This is a genomic window from Pantoea sp. GbtcB22, assembly GCF_019091025.1.
Taxonomy (GTDB): Bacteria; Pseudomonadota; Gammaproteobacteria; order Enterobacterales; family Enterobacteriaceae; genus Pantoea; species Pantoea leporis.
The window spans coordinates 58,557-75,382 of record NZ_JAGXKB010000003.1 but is presented as its reverse complement, the minus strand read 5'-3'; the positions used below and the strand labels follow the sequence as shown (position 1 = coordinate 75,382).

The following is a 16,826-nucleotide window of genomic DNA, read 5'->3' as shown; positions in this document are numbered from 1 at the left end:
CTCGCTTATGAAGATTATAATTGATATGCAGTCTTGTCAGACAGTCTCAAGATATCGTGGCGTTGGCCGATATTGCCTTGAGTTAGTAAAGGCAATAACGAAAAAAGACAATGAAAACGAATATATTCTTTTGATGAATGAAAGTCTTGGGTTCATTGATGATATAAAAGCTGAATTTATAGGTGTTTTAGAATCGAGAAATTTTCGCAGTTGGACGCAATTTAGCAACACTTCATCTTATCATGGTGATAAAACAGAAATAGCAATTTCTGAAATCATTCGTGAAGGCGTGATTAGAGACATTGATGCTGATATCGTTTTTCTGCCTAATCTGCAAGAAGGGTGGGAAGATGGGGCTGTTATATCCATCGGAAAGCTTGCTGGAGCTGATCAAGAAAATTACATTTCAACATTGCATGATGTTATTCCTTTGCTTTTTGAAGACGAATACCTGGCTAAAGGGAATCCAATTAGGCCATGGTACTTTGAGAAAATAGATTATGTAATGCAATCTACTAAAGTCCTTACTGTATCTGAATCTTCAAAAATTGAAATTCAAAAGCTTCTTGATTTAAAGAATGTTTCTGTTTTACCAAACGGCATAGACATTGATTTCTTTAGTGATGTTGACGAAGAAAGTAAAAAGAATGTTCTAAGAAAATTTAATATTAACAAAAAGTTTATACTATATACGGGGGGGATGAATCCGCATAAAAATCTTGATAATTTATTCAAAGCGATATCATTCTTCCCCCCGGAAGCTAAGAAAGAATACAATCTTGTTTTAGCAGGTAAAATTCCTGCAACTATAAATGCAGTAAAATCCCAATTAAGTCAATTAGGGATTTTAGACAACGTTATCTTTACTGATTACGTATCCGACAGTGAGCTTGCTGCACTTTATGGCGCCTCAAGTTTATTTGTTTTTCCTTCGTATCAAGAGGGGTTTGGCATTCCTGTTCTTGAGGCAATGGCATCAGGAACTGTTGTTGTTGCTAGTGATATCTCCGTAATGCATGAAGTCATTGGTGACGATGTGGATGTGTTCTTCCCTCCCTTTGATCCGCATGCTATTTCAGCAAAGATCTTACATTCTCTGACCGATGATGAATTTCGTGAACAATTTAGAACGCATGCTGCTGAACATATCAAGCAGTATACGTGGTCAAATAATGCTGATAAATTCATCGCCGAAATTAATGCTTTTAAAAATGAAAATAGTAAGGGAATTATCCGTAAGAATAATTCAACACTTGATTTAGTTATTGAAAGCATTAAAGCAAATTCATTATCTCTTGATGAAATAACACTAAGCCGTGCGGCAAAACTATTAAGCGAAAATTTCAAGCCTTTAAACCGAAAACCAACAGTATTCATCGATATCAGTTCGATGGTTCATAACGATTTCAAAACAGGTATTCAACGTGTCGTTAGGGCCTTGGCGAGTGAATTAAAGTACAAGTTGGATAACGTAGAGCTGATTTATTCCTATGCGAATCACTTGAATTTCTTCAAAGCGATAGTCGTTAATGATAAGTACAGCTGTGGTGATGATGACGAAGTGGTAGATTTTTATCATGGTGATAAGATCTTATATCTTGATCTGCATCCCGCATTAGCAATCTCACATAGAAATATCAATGCTCGGTTGCAATCTATGGGTGTTGAAATAATATATGTTGTTTACGATTTGATACCCATCTTAAAGCCTGAAGCTTTTGTTAAAGAGTTAACAGAGGAATTTATCGGTTGGGCTCAAACCACCAGTTATGCTGATGGAGTAATGTGTATTTCTCGTTCAGTTGCTGATGAGTATCTCTATTGGCTGGAAAGAAATAAGCCACAGCGCTCTACACCATTGAAAATTGGCTATTTCCATCTTGGTGCCGATATTGATAATAGTATACCGACTGTCGGGATGCCTGAGGATGCAGATTTATTGCTGTCCTCGATGAAAAATGACTTGAATTTCATTATGGTCGGCACGTTAGAACCAAGAAAAGGGCATCTTAATACGGTTAAAAGTTTCGAAAAACTTTGGCAGCAAGGTTATAATATCAATCTTTTTATTGTTGGACGTAAGGGGTGGCTATCTGATGATATTACCGACTATATTAATGAACATCCGGATTTAAATAAAAGATTGTTCTGGTTTAACGGTGTAAGTGATGAGTATCTTGAAAATATCTATGGAATTTCAAATTGTCTTATTGCAGCCTCAAATGCAGAAGGGTTTGGCTTACCATTAATTGAGGCTGCAAGGCATAAACTCGCGATTATTGCTAGAGATATTCCAGTTTTCAGAGAGGTTGCAGGAAATAATGCTTATTATTTCAACGGATATACACCTGAACTTCAGTCTGAAGAGATGAAAAAATGGATTGCGCTCTGGGATAAGGGCCAGCACCCTGATTCAGCGGGGATGAAGTTTTTAACCTGGAACGAGAGTTCAGTACAGTTTATTGAATCATTTGTGAACAATAACTGGTACAAAATATATGATTTTAATGAAGGAAAACGATAATGACTAACATTGCAGTAATTACCGGTATTACCGGACAAGATGGCGCCTATTTGGCTGAATTATTATTAGACAAAGGCTATCAGGTTTACGGTACTTATCGCCGTACAAGTTCGGTTAATTTCTGGCGCATCGATGAATTAGGTATCAAAAACCATCCTAATTTACATTTGGTTGAATATGATTTGACCGATCTCTCTTCCAGCATCCGCCTGTTAGAGACCAGTAAAGCCACCGAAGTCTATAACCTGGCAGCACAAAGTTTTGTTGGCGTTTCTTTTGACCAGCCGGTCACGACCGCAGAAATTACCGGTATTGGCCCGCTGAATCTGTTGGAAGCTATTCGTATCGTCAACCCGAAAATTCGCTTCTACCAAGCCTCAACCTCGGAGATGTTTGGTAAGGTACAGGCTATTCCACAGAAAGAAGATACCCCATTCTATCCACGCAGCCCATATGGTGTGGCGAAGCTTTATGCACACTGGATGACCATTAACTACCGTGAGAGCTACGATATCTTCGCTTCCAGCGGCATTCTGTTCAACCATGAATCACCACTACGTGGTCAAGAGTTTGTCACACGCAAAATCACAGATTCAGTTGCCAAAATTAAGCTGGGCAAATTAAATGTGCTGGAATTGGGCAATATGGATGCTAAGCGCGACTGGGGATTTGCTAAAGAGTATGTGGAAGGGATGTGGCTGATGCTGCAGGCAGAAGCGCCTGACACGTTTGTTCTGGCCACCAATCGGACTGAAACTGTGCGTGATTTTGTTAGCATGGCATTCAAAGCGGCAGGCATTGAACTTCGCTTTGAGGGTAAAGATGAACAGGAAATTGGCATTGACGTAGTGAGCGGTAAAACGCTGGTGCGCGTGAATCCCAAATTCTACCGACCTGCAGAGGTTGAGCTGTTAATTGGCGATCCTGAAAAAGCTAAGCGTTTATTGGGTTGGGAACCAGCAACTAGCCTTGAAGAACTTTGCAAAATGATGGTCGAAGCAGACCTGCGTCGTAACCAGCAAGGGTTCTCATTCTAATATGAAGGCTAAAAAAGCATTGATCACTGGGATCAATGGCTTTACAGGCCAGTACATGGCAGCGGAACTTTCCGCTGCTGGATACAGCGTGTATGGCATTGGTGCCTCAATGGCAAATGGTCGTGAGAACTACCATCAGGTCGATTTAGCGGATACAGAAAATCTGGCTAGCGCGATAAAGGCAATCGCACCTGATGTTGTTGTCCATTTGGCAGCCATCGCTTTTGTCGGCCACGCCAATCCAAATGCGTTTTACAAGGTGAATCTTGAAGGAACACGCAATCTTTTACAGGCATTGGTTGACTTACCTCAGCGTCCAGAATCGGTTCTGATTGCCAGCAGTGCCAATGTTTATGGCAATGCCACGGCAGGCCAACTGCGAGAAGACACAGTTCCTAATCCTGCCAATGATTATGCGGTCAGTAAGTTATCGATGGAATATATGGCGAGGCTATTTAACGACAGGTTGCCAATTATCCTCGCCCGGCCGTTCAATTATACTGGCCGCGGGCAAGCGGAAAACTTTCTGATTCCAAAAATCGTTAAGCACTTTCGTGACCGGAAAGCGATTATTGAGCTGGGTAATATAGATGTCTGGCGCGATTTTTCCGACGTGCGTTATTTAACAGCGTGTTATCTGGCGTTATTGCAGTCTGGTACTATCGGGCAAACGATAAATGTTGCCTCTGGGGAAATGCATTCACTGCGTGATGTTATTGCGCTATGTGAAGACATTACCGGGCATAAGATCACTATCCAGATTAATCCGGCCTTTGTACGTGCTAATGAAGTTAAACAACTTTGTGGTGATACTAGCTTACTTAAACGTATGGCCGACCCGCTGCCGCCAAAAATCCCCCTAAAAGAGACACTGCGCTGGATGCTGGGAGACATGCCCTGAATATCATACTTTCCACTGATTGTATTAAGTATCCGCTAACGGGAATTGGCCGTTATGCGTTTGAATTAGCGCAAGAATTACAGGGGCGTGAAGGCGTATCACTGCGTTTTTTACACGGTTTGCATATGCAAGATAATCTTGCGATAGCGGCAGAAAGTGCTGTTCCTATGCAGGGGATTAAGAAGCGGCTGCAGCAAAGTAAGCTGGTGAATGATATTTACCGCTTTACCTGGCCTCTAGCCAAAAGTGTTGTTTTGCGAAAGCAGCCATCACATATTTATCACAGCCCCAATTACTATATTCCTCCAGCGATAAAGCATGCCGTGGCAACGTTTCATGATTTATCGATTTTTCATTGGCCGCAATTTCATCCCACAGGGCGAGTGCATTTAATGCAGCACGAATTGCGTAATACGGTCAAACGTGCACAGCATTTTATTACTGATTCAGAATATACACGGCGTGAATTGAGTGATTTTTTCTCACTGGATTTGGACAGAATTACGGTTGCACCGCTAGCCTGTAATCGCAGTTTCCATCCTAGAGATGAAGGTGATGTTGCGCAGGTGTTAAAACAATACGGTTTAGCTTGGCGAGAGTATTTGCTTTATACCGGTACAATTGAGCCAAGAAAAAATATTATTACCCTTTTACGTGCCTATGATCGACTCGAAGCGGTAGAAAAACGTCACTTCCCATTAGTAATTAGCGGATATAAAGGTTGGGAGAGTAGGGAGTTATTTTCTTTGTTTGAACGAGGCGAACGCGAAGGATGGTTAAAGTATCTGGGTTTTGTGCCGGGGCGTGATCTTCCTATGCTATACAGTGCAGCCCGAGCATTTGTTTTTCCATCTACCTATGAAGGTTTCGGTTTACCGGCACTGGAAGCTATGGCCTCCGGCACCCCGGTGATTTGCTCTGATGCTTCATCGTTGCCGGAAGTCGTAGGAGATTGTGCTTTGATGCATCAGCCTGATGATGTTGATCGGTTGTGCGAACATTTAACGACGCTCATTAACGATAATACAGTCCATCTAAAATTATCACAGCAGGGTCCAGTGCGCGCCCAGCAATTTTCATGGTCGCATTGTGCTGACCGAACGATAGCCGCTTATAAGCAGGTCGCTCAAACGCTATGATAAAAGTACTACACTGTTATAAAACGTATTATCCCGACACTTTTGGTGGTATTGAACAAGTTATTTATCAACTGGCTGAAGGGGGGAGGAAAGAGAACATTCAAGCCTCCGTATTTGTGCATAGCCCTGATCCACAGTCAGTCCAGTTTGAGAAAGATAACCACACTGTATATCGAGTGAAAAGTCTTTGTGAGCTGGCATCAACCCCGTTTTCACTGCAGGCGGTGGCAAAATTTCGCGCCTTGGCACAACATGCCGATATAGTGCATTACCATTTTCCTTATCCCTTCATGGATTTTATGCACTTTGCTGCCGGGATCGATAAGCCCTGTGTGGTCAGTTATCATTCGGATATTGTTAAGCAAAAGACGTTAGCGCTTATCTATGCACCCCTAATGAAACGATTTTTGCAGCGTGTTGACGCGATAGTCGCGGCTTCTCCCAACTATGTTGAAACCAGCCCAGTCTTGAAACATTACCGGGAAAAGGTGAAAGTCATCCCTTACGGCCTGGATAAAAAGTTTTATATCAATCCACCAGCCGTGGATGTGGAAAAATGGCAGCAGCGCTTTCCTATGGGATTCTTCCTGTTCATTGGTACTTTCCGGTATTACAAAGGGCTGCATATCCTGATTGAGGCGGCTAAGAATAGCCAATATCCGATAGTCATAGTCGGAGCTGGGCCAATTGAGCAGGAGTTAAGAGAACAAGCAAAAAGCCTCGCAGTTGACAATATCCATTTTGTTGGGGCATTGGATGATGAAGATAAAGCTACGTTACTTTCACTGTGCACAGCAATTGTTTTTCCCTCACATCTGAGATCAGAGGCGTTCGGTATTTCTTTGCTTGAAGGTGCACTGTATAGCAAACCTTTAATTTCCAGTGAAATTGGCACCGGAACCACTTATATAAATCTCGATAAACAGACAGGACTGGTGGTTCCGCCCGCCGATCCGGTTGCATTACGGCAGGCTATGGACAGACTATGGAACGAACCAGATTATGCTAAGCAATTGGGCCAAGGGGCTTATCAACGCTTTGAGCAATTGTTTACTGCGGAAAAAATGATCGAAAGTTATACAAATCTGTATAAGTCATTGTTGAATGGGTGATTATTTGGTGAATTTTTTTCATTCCTCTATAGCACCAATCATTACCTCTTAGGTGCTTTCCTGAGTTAACATACTGGTCACTTATTGGTGGTGTTACCAGTAACACCATGCGAGACCACTGACAGGAGTATGCAATGTCCAAGCAGCAGATCGGCGTAGTAGGTATGGCAGTTATGGGTCGCAACCTAGCCCTTAACATCGAAAGCCGCGGTTATACTGTTTCAATCTTCAACCGTTCGCGCGAGAAGACAGAGGAAGTCATCGCTGATAACCACGGCAAGAAACTAGCCCCTTATTATTCAGTGGAAGAATTCGTAGAATCTCTCGAAAAACCACGTCGTATTCTGTTAATGGTTCAGGCTGGTGAAGCAACAGATAAGACTATCGCCTCTTTGACTCCACACCTCGAGAAAGGCGATATTCTGATTGATGGCGGTAATACCTTCTATAAGGACACTATTCGTCGTAATAAGGAACTCTCTGAGCAGGGCTTCAACTTCATCGGTACTGGTGTATCCGGAGGTGAAGAGGGTGCACTGAAAGGCCCTTCAATCATGCCAGGCGGCCAGAAAGATGCTTACGAGCTGGTTGCCCCAATTCTGCATGAAATTGCCGCAGTGGCCGATGAAGACGGTGAGCCATGCGTCGCGTACATCGGTCCTGATGGCGCGGGTCATTATGTGAAGATGGTGCATAACGGCATCGAATATGGTGACATGCAGCTGATCGCTGAAGCTTACTCACTGTTGAAAGGCGCGTTGGGCCTGAGCAACGAAGAATTGGCAACTACGTTTACTGACTGGAATAAAGGTGATCTGAGTAGCTACCTAATCGACATCACCAAAGATATCTTCACCAAAAAAGATGAAGAGGGTAAATATCTGGTTGATGTGATTCTGGATGAAGCTGCTAACAAAGGCACCGGCAAATGGACCAGTCAGAGTTCGCTCGATCTCGGTGAGCCGCTCTCTCTCATAACCGAATCTGTGTTCGCCCGTTACCTCTCTTCCCTCAAATCACAACGTGTTGCTGCGTCTAAGATACTCAGCGGCCCGCAGCCAAAAACGGTGGAAGGCGACAAAGCTGAGTTTGTTGAGAAAGTGCGTCGCGCGTTATACCTTGGTAAGATTGTGTCTTATGCACAGGGCTTCTCCCAGCTGCGCGCCGCGTCTGAAGAGAACAAGTGGGATCTGCAGTACGGTGAAATCGCTAAGATTTTCCGTGCAGGCTGCATAATTCGTGCGCAATTTCTGCAGAAAATTACGGATGCCTATGCAGATAATGCCAGCATTGCTAACCTGCTGCTGGCGCCGTATTTCAAAAATATTGCTGACGAATATCAACAGGCGCTTCGTGATGTAGTGGCTTATGCGGTTCAGAATGGCATCCCAACGCCAACCTTCTCTGCTGCAATCGCCTATTACGATAGCTACCGTTCAGAAGTTTTGCCTGCTAACCTGATCCAGGCGCAGCGTGACTATTTTGGTGCACATACATATAAGCGTATCGATAAAGACGGTGTATTCCACACTGAGTGGCTTGACTAGGCAATAGCCAGTTATTCAATATACATCAAGCCAAGCACATCTTAGGATGTGCTTTTGTTTGCGGTAAATATGCCGTTCTCAAGCTATTTTTTTAGATGTCAATTTGAAGTTAAGTATTTTCTGGGATTAACTCTTTCTAAGTCGTTCAACAAGGTCACGCTAACGTGATAATTTAACTCCTCATTTCGTATTATTCTGATTCTGATAGATGCATATAAAAATATATGCTTTTTGGTAGACGATTAGCGGTGAGGCTTTAAAAATTTTCATTTATTTGATGGAATAAAATAATGCAAGGTAGTTCTGTTCAAATTGCACTTAAAGATATTTTTTCCGCCATCGGACGTTATCCATTAGTTGGTATGTTAGGTTGGCAGGATGTAAAACAACGTTATAGGCGTTCTGCGTTGGGTCCATTTTGGCTGACCATCAGCATGGGTGTGATGATAGGAACGATCGGAATTGTTTTCGGTTCAATTTTTAAAACACCCCTAGAAGAATTTTTGCCATTCCTGGCATGCGGCATGATTCTCTGGTCTTATTTTACCAGTATTATTAATGAGGGGGGGGTCGGTTTTATCAGTGCTGAACGCATTATAAAACAATTGCCAATCCCCTTGTTCGTGCATATTATGCGAGTTGTCTGGCGTAATATGATTATCTTATGCCATAACATTGTGATTCTTCCGCTTGTTTTTCTTGCTGTAGGTAAACCGCTCACGCTAGACATTTTTCTGGTTATTCCCGGTTTCTTACTGGCAACGTTAAATTTAACGTGGATTGCTCTTCTTTTAGGCGTGCTCTGTGCGCGCTATCGTGATTTGCCACAGATAATTACGAGTCTGTTAAATGTGGTTTTCTACTTTACTCCGATCATGTGGATGCCACATCTAGTGCCACAGCGCGCTGGTCAGTTTATTCTCGGTTTAAACCCAGTATATCATTTGATGGAAATTGTAAGGGCACCCATCATCGGTCAAATGCCTAGCTTGACTAGCTGGCTGGTTTGTCTTTGCATTGCCTTTTGTGGCTGGGTATTAACTGTGGTTACTTATGGTCGCTATAAGCGCCGCATCGCTTACTGGTTATAAGAAGAAATTTATTATGGCTTCGATTGAATTTAAAAATGTAAGTGTTGACTTTCCGATTTATAACTCAAACGGTAGGTCATTGAAAAAGAAATTAATGCAGGTCGCCACAGGTGGGCAGTTGGGGGCCGATGAGCATGGTCGTGTTGTGGTGCGCGCCATTGATAGTCTCTCTTTTCATCTCAAAGATGGCGACCGTGTTGGCTTGCTGGGCCACAACGGCGCCGGAAAAAGTACCTTGCTTCGTCTGCTAAGTGGTGCCTATGAGCCTTCATCAGGTGAAGCGGTTAGTGTCGGTGAAGTGGGGTCATTGATTGATATTTCATTGGGGATTGACCCTGAGGCAACTGGCCGCGAGAATATTTTTTTTCGTGGTCAGCTATTGGGCCGCACTCGAGCTCAAATTGCTGACAAGATTGATGAAATTATCGAATTTTCAGAGCTAGGTGATTTTGTTGATGTACCAGTGAGAACTTACTCTTCGGGGATGCATTTACGCCTGGCTTTTGCGGTTTCTACTATTGTCCGCCCGGAAATTTTGTTGATGGACGAATGGCTTTCTGTAGGCGATGAGGCTTTTAAACATAAAGCTGAAGCACGCATGTCTGAAATGGTACAAGCAACCAATATTTTGGTTATCGCATCCCACTCTAAAAGTATGATTATGAAATCCTGCAATCGAGCTATCTGGCTTGAGCACGGTAAGATCCGCATGGATGGTGATGTTGAAGAAATTTGCAATCAGTATTTTGGCTAAGCAGTGTTACATAAGTCTATATCCAGAAATCTAAATAGGGTCCGAAATCTTGCCTTTTTAAAAAAAGGCAAGCTCATCAATTTAATCTCTCTCATTTTTTAATCCTAAATTCAATCCCTAAAAAATTCTAGTTGCTATTACTTAATTTTAAGTGGTCTTAATTGCACGGTTTAATAACTACTTACTTATGATTTATTAATTGGAATAACATGAAAAAAAAAGTTCACATTAAAATATCAGATCAAGGTTGGATTCTTGAAAAGCTGGCTAAAGAAATCACAAACCGTTTGCCCTACGTGAGTTATGGCGTTGAACCTGATGCTTCGGCAGAGATTCAGTATTATATAACTTATGGTTGTCGTGGCGAGCGTGTTTCACCGATTGAGATCGCATTTTTTACGCATAAAGAAGAAGATGCTGGCGCTGCTGCCAAATTTGATTTTGTGGCTTCCGAGGTTGATTTTTGCGTCGCGCAATCGCCTAAAACTGAATCTTTGATTCGTTCAGTGGAGCCCGATCGGAAGCAAACAATATCTCCGGGAGTTGATCTTGACGCATTTACTCCGCGTGTGCGTATTGGTGTTGTAGGCAGAACATATCATACCGGGCGTAAAGGGGAAGCTCTGGTGGCAGAAGTTATCGACCTGCCAGGCATTGAGTGGCATTTCACCGGGAAAGGGTGGCCGGGGCCAGCCGAATTTGTCCCTGATGCAGAATTGCCCGAGTTTTACCGTTCAATGGACTACATTCTGGTTCCGGCTTTAAATGAAGGTGGACCAATGTGTGTGCTGGAAGCGCTCGCCAGTGGTTGTAAAGTAATAGCACCGGCGGTGGGATGGGTGCCTGAGTTTCCTCATATCGAGTTCACCACCGGAGATGCCAACGATTTACGTCGTGTACTAATGGACGTTGTTGAGGAAAAATTCGCATTAAGGCGCAGTGTAGAAAAATACAGCTGGCAGGCCTGGGCTGAGCAACATCACCAGTTATTTTGCCAACTACTTGGTTACAACCCGCTCAATAGTTCTACAGAATCTTCTGAACTCAACCAGATTACGCAGAATTCACTTACCACTGCTGTTAGTGAAGCTTTGCGCGTGTCGGTCATTGTTCATGGTAAAGAGATGTCATCTTCGTTGGGTGGCCCGTCAGTTCGAGCACCGCGTACAGTCGAAGCCTTGCGTGGCATTGGTGTCAATGCTTCTTTTGTTGCAGGTAGAAATTTTAAAGCTGAAAAAAGTGATGTTGTTCATGCCTTAAATGTCTGGCATCCAGATGAATGCGCTGCTTTGCTTCAGCAGGTAGAAAAATATCACTGCACTACCGTTTTTTCTCCCATCTTTTTAGATCTCTCTGAATATAGTTTTTATAATCAAAAGCTACTTAATGTTCTGTCACAGTGTGAGTCTCTTAATGAGGCCAAAAATGCACTTACAGCGTTTACTCACGAGAACGATCAGTATCTCACTATGCCTTTACAGCAGCGAGAACCTTTCCCTCATTACTATTCTACAATTCGTCGTTTAGTTAGTTTTTCGCATCATCTTATTTTTCTTAGCAAGCACGAAGAAGCGCTGTTAAGGCAGATAGGTATCAATCATCCATCGACCAGCATAGTTAAAAATCCAGTGAATAGTGCTGTGTTTTCACATGGAGATCCTGCCTTATTCAGACATCACATTGGGGTTGATGATTATGTGCTTTGCGTAGGGCGAATTGAGTCAAGAAAAAATCAGGCGTTATTGGCTTTGGCATTAAGCGAAGAAAATATCCCACTCGTGTTAGTTGGCCATGAGTCCGATAGTAATTATGCTAATTTAATCCGGAAATGGGGCGGGAATAATGTCATTTTTGCCGGTCGTATTGAGGCAAATAGTCCAATGCTGGCTTCCGCCTATGCGGGTGCAAAAGTATTCTGCCTGCCGTCCTGGAGCGAAGGGGCTCCTTTAGTCGCCCTTGAAGCAGCATCAGCAGGCTGTAACATGGTGCTCAGTAACCGCTCTTCAGAAAAAGAGTACTTCGGCGATCTAGCGCGTTATGTCAACCCTGCTGATATCGACGATATCCGCAAAAAAGTAGTTGCTGCTTGGTCCGATAGTACAGATACTCGTGCTCTTCAGGTTTGTAAGTTGCAATCGTTGATGACCGAATTCCACAGTTGGGAAATCTACGCAAATAAAACGAAAGATGCCTATTTTCAGGCTGTGCGCCATGTTGCTGATAAAAATGAAAATAAGCAACCTGACAACAAAAGAAATATTTATGTCGACCTGACAACAACCGCACATCATAAGGCAACGCCTACGGGAATTGCTCGGGTAGAAAGCTGTTTATCTGAAGAGTTGCATGAAATTTATGGTTCTGAAGTACAATATATTATCTGGAATTCATATTATCAAAAATTCATTAAAATTAACTACACGGATTTTCTCAATGGCAGTGTAAAGGGATTTTCAACAGAGCCTTTACCTGGCGTCGAGCAAGGGGTAGTGTCATCAAATATAAACTTCTGTCCTGATGATATTATTGTTGTCTTTGGTGGAGCCTGGATTCGTAATAGTAACTATTTGCGAACTTTACATTCAATAAAAAAACTCTATCGTGTAGCTATCGTTACAACTATTTATGATGTAATTCAGCACAAGCTACAATATCTTTTCCCTGAAGGTGTTGGTCTGGAGTTTTCGGTCAACTGTAAAAATATCATTAGTATTTCTGACCATGTATTAACATGTTCGGAGCAAAGTCGATTGGATATTATCGACTTCTGTCTGGAGACGCAGACACCGCTGTGTCCGGTGAGTATTTTCAGGCTTGGAGATGAAGCGGTTCATACTGATTACGCCACTAACATCGAATTAGCGAGTGAGGGCTTGACGGGTCTGGAGCCCGGAGACAAATTTGTACTGTTTGTCAGCACCATTGATATTCGAAAAAATCATTCTCTGTTACTCATGCTCTGGAAAGGGCTAATTGATGAATACGGTGCGGCAGTACCAAAGCTTGTGCTGGTCGGTAATTTAGGATGGCGAGGTGAAGAAGCGATAAATCTTCTGAAGAGAACGCCAATTTTACACCATAAAGTATTGTTGCTTCACGGCGTTAAAGATTCCTCACTTGACTGGTTATATAAAAATTGTCTCTTCACCGTGTTTCCATCTTATTACGAAGGATGGGGATTACCGGTTGCTGAAAGTTGTCGTTATGGCAAATTCTGTCTCGCATCGAATGCGGGATCGTTGCCAGAAGTGGCCCCAGGTCACGCTGAGTATATTGATCCTTTAGATTGTATTGGCTGGTACAAGGCACTGCAAAAGTACTGTTTTGATCGTGAAGCTCTTGCAGAAAAAAATCGTCTTGCAGCTCACTACCAGCCAACTGACTGGCATCAAACTGCCGGGCAGGTTGTGCAGGCATTAGAGACCGTTCAGGCTTCTATACGCTTGCCAGTTCTTAAGGTAGGAGATGTTATTAACTTTACTCTTGAAAATAGAGCAGATCAGATTCTTGTCGAGGAATATGCTTTAAATGGTTGGTATTTTACCGAAATAACTGGGACATGGACTGCGGGAAATAAATCGTATATTGGTTTTGAATATTATCACGATAGCGATCTGCCCCTCGCATTTTCATTACTGGCATTTGGTTATACGCCTTCAAATGAAAATATTTCTGTGCAGGTTCTTGTTAATAACCAGCTGGTCGCGATTTGGAGCGTAGGTGCTGATGCCAAACAACACGAGGCTTTGCTTCCTGCTGCGCTCCTAAATGCCAACAAGGATTTTATTGTTGAGTTAATCATTGAGAACCCAAAATCACCAACTGAGTTTAGCTCTCTCGATCACCGGAGTTTAGGATTGCATGTTGCTAGCGCATCTCTTGTTCAGTATAAAGAGAGTGAAATTGTTGAAGATATTGCAGAAAATGTTGCGGCAATAACTGAAAATAGTATGGCGAGTGGTATCGTTTACCGAATGAAACGAAAATTGCATTCGCTTAAAAATAAACACTTTCCTCACCACTGATCTTCGTTAACGCATATTCAGCAAAGTAATTACAGGTAGCTGTACCACTTGGTTTAGCAGCTACCTGTTTTAATTATTTTAGTACGGTAATTTATGGGCTGTTACCCAACCAACAACTCCCCCCTTCTCCCAGCATTCTCCCCAGCCAGCCGCACCACCAACATCCCCGCCGTCACAAACTTGGTCAAATTTCTCGCATACAACACGCCACCAAACTCTGCCACCAGCGGCATCACCTGGTCAGTAATGGGATCAACAACCTCCGCCACTACTTCCCCAGCCTTAATCCACTCGCCCAAATTACGTCGGTAAAACACCAATCCAGATTGCGCCGCATGAATATACTCACATCCCGCTAGCGCCGTCGCCGGATGAATCAGGGCAGGGGATTCACCCACTTCACCGGAAATATATCCTCCCTCAATCAGCGCATTGATAATCGCGTCAGCATCATTCTCCGCCATCTCAGGCGATACATCCGCCACACCGCGCAGTTCCAGCGTCACCGGCAGCAAGCCGCGCGGCATCGGATACTCATCACCAAAACGCTCTGCCAATGTTAGCCACGGCTCACAGCAAGCCTCATCAAACGGTTCACCGCCAGATATCTGCGCCAGCAACTGCACTTCACTGCCTAACCAACGCGCCAAAGGTTCAATGTCCGGCCATGCGTGCGGCGTGGTGTAGAGGTGCGGCAGCGCATCCCAGTCACAATGCAGATCAATCATCAAATCGGCCTGGCTCGCCATACGCATCAGCGTAAAGCGCTGGGCATCCAGTTCGGTGCGGGCAATGCGGTCACGATAATGGCGATCAATCGCTTCCCTGATCAGGCGTTTGTTTTCGTATTCACTTTGCGTCAGTGATCCAGCGAGTTCCTCAACCAAGGCTTCACCCAATGCCGGGAAGCGGCGGTTAAAGTCTTGTCCTGATAACGTATGGAAACGCCCGAGATGGCTACCGTGCCAGTGTTGTCCCATGGCTAAAGGATTCGCCACCGGCACCAATGTGATTTTGGATTTGAGTTGTCCGGCAGATTCCAGCGCCAGCAGTTTCTGTTTCAAGTACCATGCCACCGCCATGCCCGGCAGTTCATCGCCGTGCAGCGCAGCCTGAATATAGACGCGTTGCTGCGAATCGGTGCCGAAGTGGAAGCTGACAATTTCGCGTTGCGTGCCCAGCGAGGCGCTCAATAGAGGATGATGTTGTTGTTGCATAACGCTATCGATGTCCTTTATTCATGGCACGCTTTCAGCGACGCCAGATGCATTTTCTGATGGAATTATAGTGCTGAGTGCAAAAAGGGCGGCAAAAAAGCCGCCCAAAAGATTACTGCTGGATGGAGATGTCAGTTGCGAAGTACTTTTTCTGAATTTTATCGAAAGTGCCGTTCTTCTTCAGTTCGGCAAACGCGTTATCCAGTGCGGTTTTCAGTTCGGTGTCGCCTTTACGCAGACCAATCGCGGTGCCCGGACCGATAATCGGATCCTGTACAATCGGGCCGGCCAGTTCGAAATCTTTGCCCTGCGGATGTTTCAGGAAACCATTGGCGGCTTGAGCAGCATCGGTAAACACCACATCAAGACGACCCGAAATCAAATCGCTCTCAACTTGTGCCTGATCGCCATAAGGTACAACCTGCACGCCATGCGGCTGCCATTTGGCCAGCGCATAACGCTCCTGCACGGTGCCTTGCTCAACGCCCACGGTTTTGCCTTTTAGCGATTCAGCAGTTGGCAGCAAGCCAGAACCTTTACGCGCAATCAGCTGCGTATGGGTGTCGTAGAGCGGCACGGTGAAATCAATCTGCTTCAAACGTTCTTCGGTGATGCCCATATCCGACAGGATGGCGTCAAACTTGCGCGCTTTCAGCGCCGGGATCATGCCATCGAACTGGCTCTCGACCCACACGCATTTGGCCTGCATCTGCTGGCACAGCGCATTACCGAGGTCGATATCAAAACCAACCAGTTTGCCCTGTGGCGTCTTGGATTCGAAAGGAGGATAGGTGGGATCAACCGCGAAACGCACCTGATCAATTTTTGCCTGCGCACCAAACGCGCAACCTGCCAGCACAGCCAGCGCCAGCGTCTGACGCAGGCGGGCGGTTAAACGAGAACTTGCCATAATATCGGTCTTCTTTTGATGTGATGTTGAGTCAGAAAGAGTACCGCTCAGGGCCTGGCAAGGCAATTAGAGGATTATTTTCATCACGTTACCATTATGCAGCGCCCGATAATCCGCAACATTCAGCACCACCGATTGCTCCAGCAATCCGGCATTGAAGGCGATTTCGTCATAGCGTTCAAACAGCAGCGGATCGACCACCAGCTGTAAATCAGGATGGAAGCTAAACGGCGGAATAGCCCCAAATACGCAGCCGGTCAGCGTATCCACTTCCGCAGGCGAGGCCAGCGAAGCACGGCGACCGCCTACTGCCGCCGCCACTTTGCTGAGATCGGCTTGCTGATCGGCAGGCAGCACCGCCAGCACATGCTGTTTGATACCGTTGCCTTTCACATGGCACACCAGCGCCTTCGCACCTTGCCCTACTTCCGTGCCACGAATTGCCGCCACCGCTTCGCACTTGCCGGTCGCTTCATGCTCCATCACGCGATAGCGCGCCTGATGTTGGTCGAGCAGGGCGATCAGTTTTTCATGGGTGGTCATGGTGTTTTCCATGCTGATGAATAGCG

Annotated in this window: 12 protein-coding genes; 9 read left to right on the top strand and 3 right to left on the bottom strand. The window is 44.5% G+C overall.

Annotation, left to right across the window (positions count from 1 at the left end; translation table 11 throughout):
• The first annotated feature begins 7 nt into the window (after positions 1-7).
• The 9 genes from KVT28_RS11815 to KVT28_RS11775 all read left to right on the top strand — a co-directional run bounded on the left by KVT28_RS11815 (position 8) and on the right by KVT28_RS11775 (position 14,130).
• Positions 8-2,524, top strand: coding sequence for a glycosyltransferase family 1 protein (locus KVT28_RS11815; RefSeq protein WP_217548624.1), 2,517 nt, complete (start codon positions 8-10; stop codon positions 2,522-2,524).
• Positions 2,524-3,561, top strand: a complete 1,038-nt coding sequence (gene gmd / locus KVT28_RS11810) for a GDP-mannose 4,6-dehydratase (RefSeq protein ID WP_217548622.1) — start codon at positions 2,524-2,526, stop codon at positions 3,559-3,561. Before KVT28_RS11815 ends, gmd begins: the two co-directional genes overlap by 1 nt.
• Before the next feature lies 1 nt (position 3,562).
• A complete protein-coding gene (locus KVT28_RS11805) occupies positions 3,563-4,462 on the top strand; it encodes a GDP-mannose 4,6-dehydratase (RefSeq protein ID WP_217548620.1) in 900 nt (299 codons plus the stop codon).
• Positions 4,438-5,601 (top strand): glycosyltransferase family 1 protein, encoded by a 1,164-nt coding sequence (locus KVT28_RS11800; protein WP_254633539.1) that lies wholly within the window; start codon positions 4,438-4,440, stop codon positions 5,599-5,601. The genes KVT28_RS11805 and KVT28_RS11800 overlap by 25 nt, the downstream gene beginning before the upstream one ends.
• Positions 5,598-6,713, top strand: coding sequence for a glycosyltransferase family 4 protein (locus KVT28_RS11795; RefSeq protein WP_254633529.1), 1,116 nt, complete (start codon positions 5,598-5,600; stop codon positions 6,711-6,713). Before KVT28_RS11800 ends, KVT28_RS11795 begins: the two co-directional genes overlap by 4 nt.
• Positions 6,714-6,847: 134 nt before the next feature.
• Positions 6,848-8,260: an NADP-dependent phosphogluconate dehydrogenase gene (gene gndA / locus KVT28_RS11790; protein ID WP_217548618.1), complete on the top strand. Its 1,413-nt coding sequence runs from the start codon at positions 6,848-6,850 to the stop codon at positions 8,258-8,260.
• Between the two features lie 290 nt (positions 8,261-8,550).
• On the top strand, positions 8,551-9,351 hold the full coding sequence (locus KVT28_RS11785) for an ABC transporter permease (protein ID WP_217548616.1): 801 nt from the start codon (positions 8,551-8,553) through the stop codon (positions 9,349-9,351).
• A gap of 13 nt (positions 9,352-9,364) precedes the next feature.
• The gene (locus KVT28_RS11780) at positions 9,365-10,105 is read left to right on the top strand and encodes an ABC transporter ATP-binding protein (protein ID WP_217548614.1); all 741 of its coding nucleotides are present in this window, start codon (positions 9,365-9,367) and stop codon (positions 10,103-10,105) included.
• 209 nt (positions 10,106-10,314) lie between these two features.
• Positions 10,315-14,130, top strand: a complete 3,816-nt coding sequence (locus KVT28_RS11775) for a glycosyltransferase (protein WP_217548612.1) — start codon at positions 10,315-10,317, stop codon at positions 14,128-14,130.
• A gap of 101 nt (positions 14,131-14,231) precedes the next feature.
• On the opposite strand, the gene KVT28_RS11770 is transcribed toward KVT28_RS11775, so the two are convergent.
• The 3 genes from KVT28_RS11770 to KVT28_RS11760 form a co-directional block, all read right to left on the bottom strand.
• Positions 14,232-15,347, bottom strand: a complete 1,116-nt coding sequence (locus KVT28_RS11770; RefSeq protein WP_217548610.1) for a succinylglutamate desuccinylase/aspartoacylase family protein — start codon at positions 15,345-15,347, stop codon at positions 14,232-14,234.
• A gap of 112 nt (positions 15,348-15,459) precedes the next feature.
• The gene (locus KVT28_RS11765; RefSeq protein ID WP_217548608.1) at positions 15,460-16,257 is read right to left on the bottom strand and encodes an ABC transporter substrate-binding protein; all 798 of its coding nucleotides are present in this window, start codon (positions 16,255-16,257) and stop codon (positions 15,460-15,462) included.
• A 66-nt stretch (positions 16,258-16,323) separates the two neighbouring features.
• Positions 16,324-16,800, bottom strand: a complete 477-nt coding sequence (locus KVT28_RS11760) for a YbaK/prolyl-tRNA synthetase associated domain-containing protein (RefSeq protein WP_217548606.1) — start codon at positions 16,798-16,800, stop codon at positions 16,324-16,326.
• Positions 16,801-16,826: the final 26 nt, after the last annotated feature.